This window comes from Chitinophaga sp. W2I13 (assembly GCF_050434005.1).
Taxonomy (GTDB): Bacteria; Bacteroidota; Bacteroidia; order Chitinophagales; family Chitinophagaceae; genus Chitinophaga.
This window is the reverse complement of sequence record NZ_JBNPWD010000001.1, coordinates 2,570,722-2,587,869: the sequence shown is the minus strand read 5'-3', so window position 1 is coordinate 2,587,869 and position 17,148 is coordinate 2,570,722. Positions and strand designations below refer to the sequence as shown.

Annotated in this window: 15 protein-coding genes; 4 read left to right on the top strand and 11 right to left on the bottom strand. The window is 47.2% G+C overall.

The features are described from left to right. Positions 1–16: 16 nt before the first annotated feature. Together QFZ48_RS10505 and QFZ48_RS10500 are read right to left on the bottom strand one after the other, a co-directional pair. Entirely contained in the window at positions 17–1,960 is a 1,944-nt protein-coding gene (locus QFZ48_RS10505; RefSeq protein WP_429062206.1) for a BatD family protein, read from the bottom strand. 147 nt (positions 1,961–2,107) lie between these two features. Next, on the bottom strand, positions 2,108–2,809 hold the full coding sequence (locus tag QFZ48_RS10500) for an SDR family oxidoreductase (RefSeq protein WP_429043307.1): 702 nt from the start codon (positions 2,807–2,809) through the stop codon (positions 2,108–2,110). Between the two features lie 95 nt (positions 2,810–2,904). Between QFZ48_RS10500 and QFZ48_RS10495 the strand changes: the two genes are divergently transcribed. After that, on the top strand, positions 2,905–3,600 hold the full coding sequence (locus tag QFZ48_RS10495; protein WP_429062204.1) for a YjjG family noncanonical pyrimidine nucleotidase: 696 nt from the start codon (positions 2,905–2,907) through the stop codon (positions 3,598–3,600). Positions 3,601–3,638: 38 nt separating this feature from the next. Here QFZ48_RS10495 and QFZ48_RS10490 read toward each other — a convergent pair whose 3' ends face one another. The 5 genes from QFZ48_RS10490 to QFZ48_RS10470 form a co-directional block, all read right to left on the bottom strand. Then, entirely contained in the window at positions 3,639–3,857 is a 219-nt protein-coding gene (locus tag QFZ48_RS10490) for a hypothetical protein (protein ID WP_429043311.1), read from the bottom strand. A gap of 28 nt (positions 3,858–3,885) precedes the next feature. Beyond that, positions 3,886–4,539: a phosphatidylserine decarboxylase family protein gene (locus QFZ48_RS10485; protein ID WP_370908946.1), complete on the bottom strand. Its 654-nt coding sequence runs from the start codon at positions 4,537–4,539 to the stop codon at positions 3,886–3,888. 94 nt (positions 4,540–4,633) lie between these two features. Then, positions 4,634–5,515 carry a phosphatidate cytidylyltransferase gene (locus QFZ48_RS10480; protein ID WP_429062203.1) on the bottom strand — a complete coding sequence of 294 codons (882 nt, stop codon included), beginning with the start codon at positions 5,513–5,515 and terminating at the stop codon, positions 4,634–4,636. A gap of 112 nt (positions 5,516–5,627) precedes the next feature. Further along, positions 5,628–5,879: a DUF2007 domain-containing protein gene (locus QFZ48_RS10475; RefSeq protein ID WP_429043322.1), complete on the bottom strand. Its 252-nt coding sequence runs from the start codon at positions 5,877–5,879 to the stop codon at positions 5,628–5,630. A gap of 29 nt (positions 5,880–5,908) precedes the next feature. Next, entirely contained in the window at positions 5,909–6,856 is a 948-nt protein-coding gene (locus tag QFZ48_RS10470) for a CPBP family intramembrane glutamic endopeptidase (RefSeq protein WP_429062201.1), read from the bottom strand. A gap of 183 nt (positions 6,857–7,039) precedes the next feature. Between QFZ48_RS10470 and dusB the strand changes: the two genes are divergently transcribed. Together dusB and QFZ48_RS10460 are read left to right on the top strand one after the other, a co-directional pair. Further along, complete coding sequence (gene dusB / locus QFZ48_RS10465) at positions 7,040–8,107, top strand: tRNA dihydrouridine synthase DusB (RefSeq protein WP_370908950.1); 1,068 nt, start codon at positions 7,040–7,042, stop codon at positions 8,105–8,107. A 44-nt stretch (positions 8,108–8,151) separates the two neighbouring features. Then, entirely contained in the window at positions 8,152–8,721 is a 570-nt protein-coding gene (locus QFZ48_RS10460) for an NUMOD4 domain-containing protein (RefSeq protein ID WP_079471790.1), read from the top strand. A gap of 102 nt (positions 8,722–8,823) precedes the next feature. On the opposite strand, the gene QFZ48_RS10455 is transcribed toward QFZ48_RS10460, so the two are convergent. Further along, on the bottom strand, positions 8,824–12,114 hold the full coding sequence (locus QFZ48_RS10455) for an AAA domain-containing protein (RefSeq protein ID WP_429062199.1): 3,291 nt from the start codon (positions 12,112–12,114) through the stop codon (positions 8,824–8,826). Between the two features lie 88 nt (positions 12,115–12,202). Between QFZ48_RS10455 and proC the strand changes: the two genes are divergently transcribed. Next, the gene (proC, locus tag QFZ48_RS10450) at positions 12,203–13,000 is read left to right on the top strand and encodes a pyrroline-5-carboxylate reductase (RefSeq protein ID WP_429043329.1); all 798 of its coding nucleotides are present in this window, start codon (positions 12,203–12,205) and stop codon (positions 12,998–13,000) included. On the opposite strand, the gene QFZ48_RS10445 is transcribed toward proC, so the two are convergent. The 3 genes from QFZ48_RS10445 to QFZ48_RS10435 form a co-directional block, all read right to left on the bottom strand. Then, positions 12,997–13,491, bottom strand: coding sequence for a SixA phosphatase family protein (locus QFZ48_RS10445; RefSeq protein ID WP_370908953.1), 495 nt, complete (start codon positions 13,489–13,491; stop codon positions 12,997–12,999). The two genes, proC and QFZ48_RS10445, sit on opposite strands and share 4 nt — an antisense overlap. Positions 13,492–13,703: 212 nt before the next feature. Continuing rightward, a complete protein-coding gene (locus QFZ48_RS10440) occupies positions 13,704–15,431 on the bottom strand; it encodes an amidophosphoribosyltransferase (RefSeq protein ID WP_429043331.1) in 1,728 nt (575 codons plus the stop codon). Positions 15,432–15,703: 272 nt separating this feature from the next. Next, positions 15,704–17,086, bottom strand: coding sequence for a peptidylprolyl isomerase (locus QFZ48_RS10435; RefSeq protein ID WP_370908955.1), 1,383 nt, complete (start codon positions 17,084–17,086; stop codon positions 15,704–15,706). Between the last annotated feature and the right edge of the window lie 62 nt (positions 17,087–17,148).

The following is a 17,148-nucleotide window of genomic DNA, read 5'->3' as shown; positions in this document are numbered from 1 at the left end:
GCCTTTCGTTAAGTAGTTAGTTCTTCAACGCATCTTCCAGGTTGGTGATAATGCTCACCGCCTGTTCATATGTACCCTGCATTTTACGGTTATCCTGTCCGGGTGCATATAAAGCCACTTCGCAATTATCGATCAGGTTAAACAGGTCGTGCGTATTGCTGCCGTTGATATGACGGGCGTTCAGCTTATCCTGTATCAGTTGTTTACTCAGATCGGCCATTGGTATTTTCAGTTTGGAACTGAGATAACCCCAAACGGCGCGGGAAGTTTCTTCATAAAATGCCTTGTCCTTGCCTTCTTTCAGATAACGCGCAGCCAGTTCCAATCGTTTCAGGGCTACCTTATTGGCGTAGCGGTGTTTCAGCACTGCGGCGTTGGTGGTGTTGTAGTCTTTGCGGCGTTTGTAGAAAATAATACCTGCAGCTATCAGCAGCGGCAATAACAACAGGATATAGAACCATGGGCTGAGAATAAACCAGCTGTGATTTTTTGTCCAGTCGAGGATACCGGTGTCATTTTTCACCAGTTCATTTTTACCGGCGCCATAATCCTGTTTATCCTGCTTAATATGTTTGCCCTGTTCGATATGGATATCGAAAGGTTGGGAACGCAATGTTTTATAGCTGTTGGCGGCCGGGTCAAAGTAAGAGAATTCTACTGCCGGTATGGTATGATCGCCGGCTTCCTGCGGCATCAGCACATATTCAAAAGTACGGCTGCCGGAAAGCGGGTTGCTGTTCTTTTCAATGTCGTCTGTTACTTTTGGATCATATTTTTCAAAGCCGGTAGGCGTTTCCACCTTTGGAGAGTTCAGGAGGTTTACGTTTCCTTGCCCGCTAACGGTTACTTTCAGCGTGAGGGCGTCATCTGTGGTAAGCTTCTTCTTATCCACTACCGCTGTCATGTTAAAGTTACCCACAGCGCCGTTGTAGCTGAGTGGGCGCCCGTCGACCGGAACCGGTTTAACATTGATCTTTATCGGATTGCTTTGGATTTTGTAGGGAACATCCTGGTATTCCACTTCCGGGCGATTAAAGAAATCATCAAAGAAAGGATCTCTGAATGCGGGATCGTTGAAAAAATCTTCAAAGGGATCCCTGCCCCTGCTGCCACCTTTTTTGCTCACCATTTTTACAAGGCGCACCTGGTTGTCCACTTCTACAGGGTCCAGTTCCAGGGTGCCCGACTGTAGTGGGAAAAGCAATGTTTTGCGGATGGTAAACACTTTATACGGAATGCCGTTAACCCTTTCCTCGGTAGCCTGTGGCGGGTTAGGCAGCTCAATATCCTTGGCAGAAAATCCTTTGAATGCCGGGACTTTAGTTACACTGGAATTGGTTGGAAGGCGTGTAAAAAGTTTATACGTGGCCGTTAGTTGTTCTCCTTCGTATAAATTGGTTTTATCTACTTCTACTTTCAGGAAAATATTTTTCTTCAGCTTTTCATTGATGTCTTCTCCTTTCTTCAAAATACCTTCCTGGATATCTTCGTTACCACCGGGGGAGCCGCGATGCGGCGGGTAGCCGGCAGAAGGAGGTGCGGCCTGCTGCTGTTGTTGCGCATTGCCCTTTCTGACTTCAATTAAAACCGGGTTTGATTTTACGATATTCCCGTTTACACGGGCCTGGGCGCCGGCGATGGTAAAACTGCCCACATGCTTTGGTTGCAGCAGGTAGCTTAGTGCAATGTATTCAGACCGTTTTCCATTGAAAATAGATTGACCCTGCATTTGAGAGGGGCCCTGTAATACTTCAAAATCCTTGAAACTGGGTGGTGTAAAGCTGGAGACGTTTACGCCGTTTTCCAGCATAAACTGGATCTGGAATGGTTCATCCTGCGTCACGGCATTATTGCTCACAGTGGTAGTAAAGCGGAAATCCTGGGCGTGGGCACAAGCTACCAGTCCTATACAAATCAAAATGGCGTAAATACACTTCCTTATGCAAAATCTGTACATCATAATTATGTCAACAAATTTAACCAAAGCCGCGCCGGAAGCGCTGTAAGGCCCCGTTAAAAGTTAGTTAAAACCTTTTAATATGTTCTTATTTAGTTATCCGGAGAAAGAACGATTACCATCCACTAAAAAGCCAATATAATAAGATGTTTAAATATCTCCCAACATAGGTCTCAGTACAATTTCCTCCACAACGGTTTGTTTGGCCATTGTCCATGCGGCCCATATTACGCTGGCTATATCTTCGGGGGGCATCATTCTGTCGGGAGGGGCGTCAAAGCCTTCCCAGGAAGCGGTTAAGGTAGGGCCCGGACTTACTGCCGAAACCCCGATGTAGTGTGCCTTTAGCTCCTCCCTCAGGTTTTTGGTGAAGCCAAGCAGGGCATATTTGGTAATGCTGTAAGCGCCGCCATTGGGGTATGCGCGGTAGCTGGCAGTGGAACACATGTTAAAAATATATCCTTTACGCCGGGTGATCATGGCGGGTAATAATGCCCTGGTAAGATGATAAGCACTGTATACATTTACCGCCATCATCTTTTCGAGTAACCCTTCTTCTTCCTGGTGAAGGGCGCCAGGTACAAAAATACCGGCATTGTTCACCAGGATATCCACCTGCGGAAATGCCGCATTTATTTTATCTGCAAAAGCCAGTACCTGTGCTTTATCTCCCATATCCACCACCTCCGCCAGCACCGTTACTGCCGGGTTTTTCCGCTGAATATCCGCTTTGGCCAAAGCCAGCGTGTCGGCATGTCTTGCACAAATAGCCACATTAAATCCTTCCAGCGCCAGTTTTTCCGCTATAGCCTTTCCAATCCCCTTGCTGGCGCCCGTAATTACTGCATTCATAGTTTCTTTCATTGATGCAGTAAAATAAGGAATTTACTTTGAATACACCGGCGCCTTCCACCCATCTCTGAGGTATTTTGTACCTTTGCGCCGTCATGAAATACAAACATCTTTTCTTTGACCTGGACCATACCCTCTGGGACTTTGAAACAAATGAACAGGAAACCTTGCTGGAGCTTTATAACAGGCATGGTTTAGAGAGCAGGGGAATACCATCTTTTGAGGCGTTTTCCGTTTCTTATGTGGATCATAACGAGCGCGTGTGGGATCGCTTCCGTAAAGGGTTCATTACCCGCCGGGAATTACGCGACAAGCGCTTCCGCCTTACATTGATCGACTTTAAAATAGGAGATGAAAAACTGACCCAGAAAATCAGCGAAGAATTCCTGGAAATACTGCCATATAAAAAAGCATTATTCCCGGAAGCAAAGGAAACGCTGGAATACCTGGCAGCAAAGGAATACCCTATGCATATGATCACCAACGGTTTCGAGGAAACACAGTTGCTGAAAATGAAGAATGCCGGGATCGACCACTATTTCACGCACATCGTTACATCGGAAGTGGCGGGCAGCTTAAAGCCTTACCGGGAAATTTTTGATTATGCCATCGGGAAAGCCAATACCAGCGCTACAGAGAGTATTATGATCGGAGATGCCATGGAGCTGGACATCAAGGGTGCCCATGGTGCGGGAATGGACCAGGTATATTTTAATCCGGCTAAACCACCGGTTGATTTTCAACCTACCTATGTGATCGGGCACCTTGGGGAGCTGAGAAATATTCTGTAAGAAAGAAGGAGATGTGATAACCACATCTCCTTCTTTCTTTATTGTGCTTTCGCTTTTGTTTTGGTAGCGGCAGCCATTCTCAGGCTGGCGGTTTTAGACGGCTGCTGACAACAGCTTTTACCTTTTGCGGTAGTTTTACACGAGGCAGCCGAACAATCCTTTTTAGATTTAGCGGCTGTTTTGGTTTTCTCCTGTGCCAGCGCTACGCCTGCTATCAGCAGTAAGGCAGCCAGGCCGGTAAAAGCTTTCTTTATCATAATAATGCCGTTTAGCTACTAAAGATACCTAGATTTTAGCAATAACCGTAATGCCACCCTGCACTACCTGTTCCAGCTGTACCGCTACTTCTGTACCGATAGGCAGGTAAAGGTCTACACGGGAGCCAAACTTAATAAAGCCCATTTCCTCATTCTGATTTACTTCCATGCCTGGTTTCAGGTAGTTCACAATTCTGCGGGCGAGCGCACCGGCAATTTGTCTTACCAGGATATCCGTTTTACCGTTACCGATTACTACGGAATGCCTTTCGTTTTCAGTTGAAGACTTTGGATGCCAGGCCACCAGGTATTTGCCGGCGTGGTATTGCGATAATTTTACCGTACCCCTGATTGGGTTCCGGTTTACATGCACATTGGCAGGACTCATAAAAATAGACACCTGCAAACGCTTATCCTTGAAATATTCCGGCTCATATACTTCTTCAATGACCACTACTTTACCATCGCAGGGAGAAACAACCAGCGAATCACCTGTTGTATATTGACGGGAGGGAATACGGAAGAATGAAACGATGAACAGGAAGAACGCAAGGGAGATAATGGATACCGTCCAGCATAGTGCCGGCGCGTTACCGAACCAATAAAATACTGCTCCGTTTATTAACGCCAGTACCAGGAATACAAGGGAAATAGTAGCAAATCCTTCACGATGGATCTTCATTGTTTTTTTATTAGATGTTTGATTTATGTGTTTAATCTGGGTGCAAAGTTACTTTAATTCAATTTTTTTAGAATACGAATATTTTGTTAACGTATTACATCATAAAAAACTGAACATAGATCCAGGCGAAGGGTGCCGCCAGCAGCAGCGAATCGAACCGGTCCATAAAGCCGCCATGGCCGGGCATGATCCGGCCGGAATCCTTCACGCCGGCCATCCTTTTGAGTTTCGATTCAATCAGGTCGCCAATGGTGCCAAATATGGCGGCGATGAGCGCCAGCGCTATCCAGTGTTGTAAGGCCAGGTACTGGTAGCCCCAGAAATGGCCATAAATGCCGGCAGTAGCTACCGCGAGGATCATCCCCCCTACCGTCCCTTCAATCGTCTTTTTTGGAGAAATAGCCGGGGCAAAAGGGGTACGCCCAATCAGCGACCCAACTATATAAGCCATAGTATCATTTATCCAGATGAATATGATCAGCAGCAAAGGAATGAGCCAGCCGGGAGCGGTGCCTACGTTTTCGGGTGTATAGTGAATGTTGATGGCATTCATCCGGATATGGATCAGCAACCCAAACGGAATAATCACATACAATAGCCCGATAGCCGAATACCCGATATTCTTTAAAGAAAAATCTTTACTCATCAATACTTCTCCCAAAGGCATTACCAGCAGGAAAATAACGGCTGTCCACCAGCCAATCAGCCCGGTGGGCATGCCGCCTATTTGAAAATTATCTCCGGTAAAAGTAAGCAGGATGGCGGCTCCCGCGATGGTAGCGCCCCATTTATGCCAGGGCGAAACGCCGGCATAGTCTGCATCGATCCCACGCAGCAGCCTGAAGTACTCCTGCAGGGCAAAACAGCCTATCAGAAAGAAAAGCAGGAAAAAGGTGTAGTCGGCCCATAGGATCCCTCCCAGCATTACTGCCACAAACACAAGCGCAGAGGCAGTGCGGGTGAAAAATGTCTTCATTATGGTTGTATCTGTTGATTAAGTTCTACCCGCAAAAGTGGATAAAAATAGCCTACGGAGCAAATCCCGTTCTGGAACTGCCCGGAGGGCGCCATTCCACGGGAGCTGTCACTTATTCTTCCCCATCTATCTCATTAGGATCGCCGGTAGGCAGATTGTTGTGATTGTGTACAAGATCCCTGGCTAATTGTTCCTTTGATTCATGTACATACAGTTCCACCTGTCCCGGCAGCGTGATATTGTAGGAAGACGACTGACGGTTGAGTAAAACCGCCTCAATATCGTTGTCCAGTAACATACCCTTTACAATTTCGGCTTCAAATGGCCTGTCGCTCGAAAAAACTTTAACCCAGTCCTTTTCCATAATGATTGTTTTAGTATCTTTTATTAAGATTAAAAATTTTCGTCTGTTCCAATTTCATCCACCTCTTCCCCTTCTTTTTTATCCACGGGATCTGTCATCAGCATGGGGGTGGATTTTTTACTTAACGCCCAAAACAGTCCAATGGTTACGGGAACGCTTAAAGCGATATAATACCATTCCACGGGTGTGTTTTTCATTGGATCGTCTTTTATCATGCCATGCTGGAACAGGTACAGCAGCGTTACCTGCAGCCCGTTGTTCAGGATATGGGCAAAGATGCTTAACCACAGGTTACCACTGATCACGTAGATAGCTCCCAGCGCAAAACCCATTAACACGCGGGGCAGAAACCCCAGCATTTCGCCATGGATGGCGCTGAATAAGATAGCCGTGATAAATACACTCAGCCATACCTTTCCGGTAGCTTTAATAATGAGCCGCTGTAAAACGCCGCGGAAAAACAGTTCTTCCGCAATAGCCGGTACAATGGCTACCAGTATCATATTAATGAAAAGATCTTTCAGGGTAGGCATCTTCAGCATAATGCCCAGCAGCTTTTCCGCCATATCCTGGAGGTCGCGGGCCGATTGGGAAATAGGCCAGGTTTCGTTCCACTCACCCAGCAGGCTGGCCAATGGTAAACTGCCGTACATAGCCAGCAGCGCCAGTATAACCTGTAAGCCGGTGGGCGTTTTAAGCCCCAGGTATTTCATCGGATAAGGCTGCCAGAGGTAGGCAAAAATTGCCGCCGGCACAAAGAAGGCGACCACGGTATAAAGGAATTGTGTTATTTTCAGATAGCCGATCGAGTTAGGGTCGGTAAGCGTGCCGGTTTGAAGCGCTTCCAGCGTTTGACCGGTAACACCTGGCGTAATTGCCTGAAGCGCATAAAGGTACAGGGCAAAGAACCCAAAGGAAAAGCCCAGGAAAGAGACAAACTGCAATGAAACGGGAGACTGCTTCAGATAACCGGACATAAGAAGATACTGTATTTTTTTGCGTAAATTTACAGCGCGAAATTAAGTTTTTGCAGATGCTTACCGCTTACCGCAACTGCTGAACGATAGCCGTTACTGCAAAGAAATCCTGCTTGTAAAAGAAATAGTATATAAAATATTAAAATAATAACTCCGGCAAAAGCTGCTGTGGTTATATAAATTATGGTGAAGATAGGAAATATTGAATTGGGAGAATTCCCTTTATTACTGGCGCCCATGGAAGATGTGAGCGATCCGCCTTTTCGTGCGGTGTGCAAGGATAATGGGGCCGATCTCATGTATACGGAGTTCATTTCTTCGGAAGGACTGATACGTGATGCCATCAAAAGCCGCAAAAAACTGGACATTTTCGACTATGAACGTCCGGTAGGAATCCAGATTTTCGGCGGAGATGAAGAATCCCTGTCGCTGGCCGCACAAATTGTGGAAGCCACTAATCCCGATCTGCTGGATATTAACTTCGGCTGCCCGGTAAAAAAGGTAGCCTGTAAAGGCGCCGGTGCGGGCATCCTAAAAGATATTCCTAAAATGGTAAAACTTACGGCTGCCGTTGTAAAGGCAACCAGGTTGCCGGTAACCATTAAAACCCGCCTGGGTTGGGACGACGACACCAAAAATATTGAAGATGTAGCGGAAAGGCTCCAGGACGTAGGCATCAAAGCCCTTACTATTCATGGCCGCACCCGTACACAGATGTATAAAGGCAGCGCTGACTGGACCCTCATCGGAAAAGTAAAAAACAATCCCCGCATACAAATTCCTATCTTTGGTAACGGTGATATATGTACGCCGGAACAGGCAATCGCCGCCAGGCAGAAATATGGCGTGGATGGCGTTATGATCGGGAGAGCCGCAATCGGCTATCCATGGATTTTCAGGGAGATCAAGCATTTTATGAAGACAGGCGAACATTTACCCCTGCCAACTGTTTTGGAAAGAGTAGAAGTTTGCAAAAAACACCTTCACCAGTCAGTTTCCTGGAAAGGTGAAGTAGTAGGCATACTGGAAATGCGCAGGCATTATACAAATTACCTCAAAGGTTTGCCGCATATCAAGGAATTCAGACAACAATTAGTAACTTACAATACATTAGCTGAGATTGAGGAAGTACTAGACGCGGTTGTGTTACAATACAAGGACCATATATTCGAGCGGGCCGCTCCCCAATTAGCTGCACACGATTTTCTGCCGGCTGATAATGAAATGGCCGGTTGTAACGTTTACGGATAAACGGATAAACCCCAGGATATAAAAAAAATAAAAAATACTTTCACATGACCACAATTAAAAATCTGAAAAATGAAGTCTGGAAAGACTTACAGATTAAAAACAAATCTGCCCTGCGTAAAAAATACGCCGTTTCAAACATGGGGAGAGTGATCAGTTATCATGAAAGTACCGAAGATGGTAAGCTGCTCACGGGGTCTACCGTAGAAGGCTATACGGTATTAAACGTAAAGCCCGCAGATAGCTACCAGTCACTGTACCTCCACAGGGAAGTGGCCAAACTTTTCAGCAAAAAAGGAGGACGGGCACATAAATATGTGATACACCTGGACTACGATAAAAAAAATAATAAAGCCTCCAACCTCCAATGGGCCACCAAGGAGGAAATGGAAGAACATCAGCAAAAAAGTCCCGCCAAGCTCGCCTACAAAGAAAAGCAACGCAACCGCGTGAAAGGACTCAAACTGAATGTTACCAAAGTAAAGAGCATCAAACGCCTGCTGAATAAACCCGGCAAGAAAACAATGAAGCAAATCGCTGAACAGTTCGATATCAGTGAAATGCAGCTCTACCGCATTAAAAGCGGCGAAAACTGGGGGCACGTTACACTGGATTAAAGCCTGGTTTACCAGGACTGATCATATATGATGTTGTCTGACGATGGCCATACTAACCGTATGGCCATTGTTACTTGGAGCCGCAACGTATAGTACCTGCCGTTAGAGTACGCCTCTGCTCATCTCCCCCAATACCTTACGGTAATGAGCGCTATCCTGCAACACTGGCTCGTATCCCAGCAATATCACCTGTTTTCGTGCACGCGACAACGTTACCAGCAACTTCCGGTCTACCTCTATCTCCTCTTCTTCCCAGTTAAACTGCCCCAGGCACTGCAAGGTTTGCACCTGCGCCGCATGATATACCGCCAGCGACACAATGATAATATCGTTTTCAGAACCCTGGAACCGCTCCACGGTATCAATATTAATGTCCTGCAACGCTTCATCATCCGCAATCAACTCCCGGATCAAGCTGATCTGCGTTCGCCATGGCGTTACCACCCCCACGGTATCTTTACTGAAACCCGCACCATAACGGTTCTTCAGGTGATGCAGCAGCGACACTACCCACGCCGCCTCCGTCCTGTTCATCTTGGAACTCGGCTCATACGGGCTGCCAATAAATACTTTTCTTCCTAAAGATAAAACCCGCTCCCAGCCTAAATTCTCGTGACCGCCATACAAATCGAAACCGGCTTTTTGCTCCTCTCTTCCGGAAGATAACTGACCTGCATAGTAATGATTTACCAATGCCGCAATACTGTCATGCATCCGGAAGTGGGTATTCAACATGCCCCAGGCATGCCGCCACTGGCTGGTTTTACAGCGTTGTATGAGCCGCTCGAAAATAGAGGTCCGCAAATCCCCGATACCCAGTTCCTGTAAACAGGGCGCTTTCACCTGGCAGAAATGCGCTTCCTGCGCCACCACCGGCGGCAACTGGTTCTGGTCTCCTATCAGGATAAATTTACGAAATGGCATCAGCAACCCCAGTAGCTGTGGCTCGGTTAACTGGGAAGCTTCATCCACAACTAAAGTATCGGTAGGAATCCCCATCATTGTAAGCTGCTCCAGCCGGGTGGCCATAGTAGCCACTGTGGCTACAAACACACGGTGACTGGTAATATAATTCCGCGCCTCATCCAGGGAGCCTTCCAGGCAATATTGCCGGAGCGTGAGTGAAGCGGAGGAGTTACGCCCGCCCATACGGAGATGCGTAATATTTTTAGCCGTCAGCTTATGACATATTTCTTCCACCGCCTTGTTGGTAAACGCAACAATGATCACATGGTGATCCTGTTTTACCATCTCCCCCACTATAGTAGTAAGCATGGAAGATGTTTTACCGGTGCCCGGCGGGCCCTGTAACAGGTAATAATCCTGTGCCTCCAGGGCATGCTTTACCAACTGTTCCTGGTTAGGATTAAACATGGCCGGCGTAGTGTGCTGTAAAGGATACCAGCGGGGTGTAGTAAGCCCCAACAGCATATTGGTACGCTCACGGTAAAGCGGGGAAATCACATGAAAAAGTGACGCCGTTGCTATCCAGTAGTTGGATTCATAAATATCATGCTCTATGATCCACTCATCAAATTGCCGGAAAAAGTCGAGCGTCATCTGCCGGTTATTCAGGGAAAAGCTCAACTGGTTTTTCCCAAGATCCTCTATCCTGCCCTTCAGCAACTGTTGCTGCAACGGCTGTAGTTCAGTGCTGGTACGCGGATAAATAATAGCGGTATCCCCCTTGCGGAAATTATGGCTAACGGGAACGACTATATCAAATAACACGGAGCTGTTAACGGTATCAAACTCCCGGAAGCGAAGCCCTGGTATAATATTGAAGCGGGATAGCTTATCTTTTTCGGGTTGCAGCCATAGCGCTGCAAAGCCGTCTGCATCTTCCTCCCGGTTAATTTCTGAAAACATGCCGCACTTCGCCTGCAGGTATTCCCGCAGCATAAAGGCGAGGAACTCGTGATAATAGGCCTTTGCCACAGGAGGCGCCGTTTGCCAGGCCTGTTCAAAAGTGGTGAAATGCGCAGCACTGAAAGAAGGCAGGCCCAGGGCAGCTGCGGTAGTGATAGAGGACAGTATTTCAAACTCGCCGCCCGCGAGCCGCAGGAGCATACCTACTACTTCATTACGCAGCAGTAGTAAATCATTTTCGGTATGATGTGTACTGCTCACGTTCCGCAACGGGTTAGTGGTGGCGGCAGAATACAGGATGGCCGATCCTCCCTTTCGTTGACGGCCAAAAGCAGAGCGTAGCAGGAGGTTATATCCCACTACCTGCATTTCGTGATTTTTCCAGGTATTGAAGTCGGGGCATTTCCCGCTTTTCAGCTCAAAAATTTCCTTCCGGTATTCATCGGTATCATCTTCCGCCATGAGATCCAGTCGACCCTGCAAACCGTACTGGGCGGACAAAAAGGTGGGTTCTATCTTCACCGGTTTATCCTGCAGTTCTTTTACGGTATTATGCAGGTTACCCCAGTGTTGCTGCCGGATATCGCGAAACATGTCGTTGATCTTTTCCCGGCCGTAGGCGGCCGCCTGCAGCACGTTTTCTGCTACGGCTTCCACAAATGAACTTTTGAAATCTATGTCCCTGTTGCGGAGCATTTCATCCAGGAGGGCATTTACCAGGTTTCCCTTAAATGCCGCCGGGCTGGATTGCTGGGGAGTGAGTTTTTTAACAAGATATAATAACCGGTTGGGTCCTTTATGGGTGAAGCATTCTGCCAGGTCGCTGATATCTATCAGCAGATCCGGCTCCAGTACTACCTGGCTTTCACTGGTGGTGGTGTATTCATGTCCGTTGGCTCCCTGGCGGCAGTGGAGTACGTGAATGGTGTCGTAAGGGCGCAGCAGTCCATGCAGGGATATTACCGCTTCGGGATCCATATGTTCCAGCAGCAGCTGGAAAGCTCCCTGCTCGTCATTTTTTACATCCAGCAGCAGGGTATATTTTCCGAGCGTGGTGGTGGTGAGCGTGCCTACTGTGGTAACCATACATTTCAGCAATGCCAGGCTGCCGGGGCGGTGTTGCCATGCAAGCGACAGTTTATGTGAGCCTGCGGAGGCGTATAGTGCGGTGAGTTCTGCAGGCGGTGCTATTTGGTAGCACCAGGCCACAGATTCCGTAAGGGCTTTGATGCACAGGAGGTGTTCGGCGTCCTGCAGGGGAAACATTCCCCGTGTAGCCTTATTAGTTAGTATGCGGAGCGCCGTCAGCTGCTGATGGATATCCGGTGGCACGGATTGCCGGTCGAAATAAAACTGCATGCGTGCAAACAGGTTTCCGAAAGAGCGGGTTTCTTTACGGGTCAGCTCCCGGAAAAGGATTTCCAGTATCTGTTTATAGTGACGGGTTTTATCTTCCGTATCAGGAATATTGTGGGCTTCTTTTATTCTGGCGTAAAACGCAGTTGCTGTATGTAATGCCTGCATATCCGCAAGTTAATGAATCGTTGCCGTTTGCATGGATGCAGCATTTGTTATACCTTTCTTACGATTTATAATGTAATCTTCATTTTTTATGTCAGCCAAAAAAATAGCCATTATAGGTGGAGGAAATCTGGGATCGGCCATCGCCCAGGGATTGTTGAAGAGCGGGTTTTCAAAGGCCGGCGATATCATTGTTACCAAGCGTAACACCAGTACCCTTACGGATCTGCGTGATGCAGGTGTGCGGATAGAAACGGACAATGATATTGCCATCCGCGAAGCGGAAATTATTGTGGTAGCTTTAAAACCGTACAATGTGCGGGAAGTATTGCAGGAGTTCAAAGGGTCCTTTAACCCGGCAAAACATATACTGATCAGCGTGGTTACCGGCGTAAGCATCGACGACCTGGAGCATGTGGTACCCGGCATGCCGGTGGTACGGGCCATGCCTAATACAGCCATCGCCATACAGGAGTCTATTACCTGTATTTCTCATAAACACGCCACCGAAGAGCAGATCCGGTATGTAAAAACCATGTTCGATCAGCTCGGAGCTACCGTAACGATCGATGAGAAACTGATGGATGCAGCTACAGTACTGGGCGCCTGTGGTATTGCCTTTGCGCTGCGCTATATCCGGGCAAATATCCAGGGGGGTATTGAAATTGGATTTGATGTGCGCACGGCCAGTTTAATTGCCGCTCAAACGGTAAAAGGGGCTGCAGAGCTGCTGATCCGTGAAAACCGCCATCCGGAAGAGGAAATCGATAAGGTAACTACCCCGAAAGGCTGCACTATTGCCGGTCTTAACGAAATGGAACACCAGGGCTTCAGTTCTTCCCTGATCAAGGGAATTACCGCTTCTTACAATAAAATTGTGAAAGACTAATCTTTACGGGGATACTCGAAGAAGAGGAACTTTTTCTTTGCCAGGTCAAAATCTTTCCAACTATCGGTGTCTGCCTGGATACCAAAGATACCGGTAGTGGGTACATTATCTATCCTGATTTCTTCGGTGAGGTAATTGGCAAAATCGGTGATGCCTGGGTTATGGGCAAAGATGGCCACGGCGCCGAAGTCGTCATCAATTTTGGTGATTACCTTCAGAAAGGTGGCAGCGTAGCAGAGATACAGTTCTTCTTCCAGCAGGATCGCCTGTTTGGGATAACTCCACTCATTCGCCATTATTTTAGCGGTAGTTCTGGCTCTTTTGGCCGGGCTGGAAATAATTAATTCCGGCACCATGCCGCGGGTAATAAGGCGTTGTGCCATTTCGGGCGCGTTCGCTTTTCCCCGTTTATTGAGGGGCCGGTCAAAGTCATCCATATCCGGATCGGTCCAGCTGGATTTAGCATGACGAATAAGTAGTAATGTTTTCATGGGCTGAAAACCTATAATTAACTATTACGAAAATACAGATTTTACAGGAAGTTAACTTGTTAGACTTATACAGTCAGGAGGAAGGGGGTTATTTAAGATAAAATTAACATGAAAACAAATAGTCATTTAAAAAATCAGAGATCTGATTATTCAGCTCAAAAGAAGAATTTCTTCTGATAACCAAATAACCAGATCTCTGATTATTTATACGATTAATATCCTCTTTCGTTTTTGCCTTCCATATAGTTCATGAATGCTTTATTCACCACACGGTTGCCGCCCGGAGTAGGGTAATTACCGGTAAAGTACCAGTCGCCCAGGTTGTTCGGACAAGCCAGATGGAGGCTTTCGATAGATTGATAAATGACTTCTATTTCTGCTTTAATACCGCCTGGGTTGAGGATTTCTGCGATCTTGGCAGAGATCTGTTCAGGGGTAAACGGCTTATAGATATTCTTCACTACGTTTTGTGCATGAAGGGTATTGGTGCGTTGCAGTTCCTTGCAGAGGCCGTAGGCTTCGTTCAGGATATGTTCCTTGCCATGATCTTTCAGGAGGGCAATAGCGGCCTGGAAGGCTACGAAATCGCCCATCTTGCTCATATCAATACCATAGCAATCGGGGTAGCGGATCTGCGGGGCAGAAGATACGATGATGATCTTTTTGGGTCCTAAGCGGTCCAGCATTTTAACGATACTTTCTTTCAGGGTGGTACCACGTACAATTGAATCATCGATCACCACCAGCGAGTCAATACCGGGTCTTACCTTACCGTAGGTGATATCGTACACGTGTTGTACCATTTCATTACGGCTGGAGTCTTCGGTGATGAACGTACGCATTTTTACGTCCTTGGTGGCTATTTTATCAATGCGGATACGGCGGTTCACCATTTCGGTGAGCTTTTCCTCATCAAAATCATTACCCCAGGAAAGGATGCGTTCAACCTTTATTTTGTTGAGATATTCTTCCAGTCCTTTTAACAGGCCATAGAAGGCTACTTCAGCAGTATTTGGTATAAAAGAGAAGATGGTATTGCGGAGGTCATTGTCGATCGCCTTTAATACGGTGCCGGACAGGTGGCGGCCAAGATCAGTGCGTTCCTTGTATATTTTTTCGTCGTTACCACGGGAGAAGTAAATCCTTTCAAAGCTGCAGGCCTTACGTTCTTTGGGTTCTAGAATTTGTTCGATGGAGTAGTCGCCGTTGTTTTTAACGATCAGCGCATTACCCGGCATGAGTTCCAGTACTTCATTTTCGCCTACATTGAAAGTAGTGCGGATAGCGGCCCTTTCGGAGGCGGCTACAATCACATCTTCATTAATATAGTAGTAAGAAGGACGGATACCATGTGCATCGCGGATCACGAAAGCATCGCCGGAGCCGATCAGGCCGCAGGTATGGTAACCACCATCAAACATGGAAAATGCCTGTTGCAGGATCTTTTTGATATCCAGGTCGTTGCTGCCTTCATTGTCCTCTTTAGCGAGGAAATGGTGTACAACTTCGAGCATGGCGGCAAGGTCACTGTTTTTGTGTACTTCGCCGGGTTGTGCCTTGGAAAACTCGAACAGCTCGTCCGTGTTAATCAGGTTAAAGTTACCGGCCATGGCGAGGTTGCGGGCAGGAATGGTATTGTAGCGTACGAAGGGATGGCAGAGTTCCACGTTGTTTTTACCCTGGGTGGCATAACGGATATGTCCCATCATGAGTTCACCGAGAAAACGAACATGGCCTTTCATCAGGCCGGGGTATTTGGTGATTTCCGGCTGATATTTTTCTATCTCCTGTATCTCATCACGTACTTTCGCGAAAATATCTCCGATGGCTTGTGGAGCAGCACTGCGGATACGGTGCATGAAGGGGACACCTGGTTCGGTATTCAGTTTCACGGTGGCCAAACCAGCGCCATCCTGGCCTCTGTTGTGTTGTTTTTCCATGAGCAGATACAGTTTGTTCAGCCCATAGAAAACGCTCCCATATTTTTGTTGGTAGTAGGAAAACGGCTTTCTTAATCTTATAAATGCCAGACCGCATTCATGTTTGATCGCATCACTCATGGCAGAAAATTGAAGTCGCAAAGGTACGCCAAAAAAGGAGAAAACCAGAAAGCGATTGTAAAGCTATCAGCCTTTGCCTATTCAGTATCAGGGCATAAAAAAGCGGAGATAAGAGCTTCCGCTCCTATCTCCGCTTTGTATAAATAGTATTGTTATTGCTTGGCCAGGGCAGCCATCCACTGGCTGATATGGTTACAGTCTTTGTATTGATCATCTACGTGAACGTAGAAGGTCGGGATCTTTTCGATGAGCCATTTGTTGATGGCTTCCGCGCGTTTGATATCCAGTGTTCTTTGCTGGATGCGGGAATAATCATCTGTAAGGTTCTCCCGGTGTGGCTGGGTACGTGTTTTCAGGTATACGATCCGTACTGCTGCACGGCCGTTTTCGTCTGTATACTGTACGGGGGCGGAAATCTGACCGGCTTTCAGGGTATCGAGCATCATTACGATATCCCTTTCGGTTGGATCATCCAGCTGATCAATGGTGATCAGGGTGCTTCCGTCGCCGGTTTTGGACTGCATCATACCGCCATCAAATTTGGCGCTTGGTGCGTCGCTGTATTTGGCTACGGCTTCTGAGAAAGTGATTTTGCCTGCTACGATGCTTTTACGGATGGAATCCAGTTTGGCAGTGTTGCTGGCCAGGTCGGATTTGGTTACGGCGGCTCTTACGAGGATGTGTTGTACAGTAACGTTATCGCCGGAGCGTTTCAGCATCATGATCAGGTGGTATCCGTGTTGCGACTTCACCGGGGAAGAAATTTCCCCTTCTTTCAAACGGAAGGCAGATGCCAGGAAGTCGGGATCCCAGGTATTTTTATCATTACGGTTCAGGGTATACACACCTTTGTTATCCTTTACGCCCGGATCTTCGGAGTACAGGATAGCGAGGGAGCCGAAATCTGATTCTTTATTCTGAACGCGTTTTTTGAAATCGAGGAGGCGGTCAATGGCGTATTGGTCCATTTCGCGGGTAGCTTTGGGCTGCAGCACGAGGGTACCTATTTCCAGTTCTGACTCGTAAAAATGGAGGCTATCTTTAGGGATAGCGTCAAAGAAGCGTTTTACTTCTGAGGGCGTTACTTTTACCGGTTCAATGATTTTGTTACGCATTGCCTGGGCCAGCAAACCTTCTTTGATAGGCTGACGGAAGCGTTCGCGAAGCTGGTAAATGGAGTAGCCGGTAACTTCTTTCATTTTCTCCTTACTGCCGTACATGGATTCGAAGTAGCGGATACGGTTTTCCATCTGGGCTTCCACGTCGCCGTCACTTACCGGTAAACTGTCTCTTTCCGCCTGTAACACCATTACTTTCTGGGAAATCAGCATTTCCAGTGTTTTGCAAGCAGCATCAGGCGCCAGATTGCCATCGGGTGAGTTGTGTTGCTGATCGCTGAGTGCTCCGTCCATATCGGATTTGAGGATAATTTTATCCCCTACAACGCCGATAATCTTGTCTGCCACCAGTTTCTGGGCCGTAGAAGCCTGCCATAGCAGCAAAGCGCCTGCGGATAATGCTAAAAGTTTCTTCATACAAAAGCGGTAAAAACCAAAAATAACCATTTAAAAGTCAGTAGCATAGGGAATGTCGATGG

Coding starts and splice junctions, on each gene's coding strand:
- QFZ48_RS10505 (WP_429062206.1), bottom strand. CDS start 1,960: ATGATGTACAGATTTTGCATAAGGAAGTGTATTTACGCCATTTTGATT.
- QFZ48_RS10500 (WP_429043307.1), bottom strand. CDS start 2,809: ATGAATGCAGTAATTACGGGCGCCAGCAAGGGGATTGGAAAGGCTATA.
- QFZ48_RS10495 (WP_429062204.1), top strand. CDS start 2,905: ATGAAATACAAACATCTTTTCTTTGACCTGGACCATACCCTCTGGGAC.
- QFZ48_RS10490 (WP_429043311.1), bottom strand. CDS start 3,857: ATGATAAAGAAAGCTTTTACCGGCCTGGCTGCCTTACTGCTGATAGCA.
- QFZ48_RS10485 (WP_370908946.1), bottom strand. CDS start 4,539: ATGAAGATCCATCGTGAAGGATTTGCTACTATTTCCCTTGTATTCCTG.
- QFZ48_RS10480 (WP_429062203.1), bottom strand. CDS start 5,515: ATGAAGACATTTTTCACCCGCACTGCCTCTGCGCTTGTGTTTGTGGCA.
- QFZ48_RS10475 (WP_429043322.1), bottom strand. CDS start 5,879: ATGGAAAAGGACTGGGTTAAAGTTTTTTCGAGCGACAGGCCATTTGAA.
- QFZ48_RS10470 (WP_429062201.1), bottom strand. CDS start 6,856: ATGTCCGGTTATCTGAAGCAGTCTCCCGTTTCATTGCAGTTTGTCTCT.
- dusB (WP_370908950.1), top strand. CDS start 7,040: ATGGTGAAGATAGGAAATATTGAATTGGGAGAATTCCCTTTATTACTG.
- QFZ48_RS10460 (WP_079471790.1), top strand. CDS start 8,152: ATGACCACAATTAAAAATCTGAAAAATGAAGTCTGGAAAGACTTACAG.
- QFZ48_RS10455 (WP_429062199.1), bottom strand. CDS start 12,114: ATGCAGGCATTACATACAGCAACTGCGTTTTACGCCAGAATAAAAGAA.
- proC (WP_429043329.1), top strand. CDS start 12,203: ATGTCAGCCAAAAAAATAGCCATTATAGGTGGAGGAAATCTGGGATCG.
- QFZ48_RS10445 (WP_370908953.1), bottom strand. CDS start 13,491: ATGAAAACATTACTACTTATTCGTCATGCTAAATCCAGCTGGACCGAT.
- QFZ48_RS10440 (WP_429043331.1), bottom strand. CDS start 15,431: ATGGAAAAACAACACAACAGAGGCCAGGATGGCGCTGGTTTGGCCACC.
- QFZ48_RS10435 (WP_370908955.1), bottom strand. CDS start 17,086: ATGAAGAAACTTTTAGCATTATCCGCAGGCGCTTTGCTGCTATGGCAG.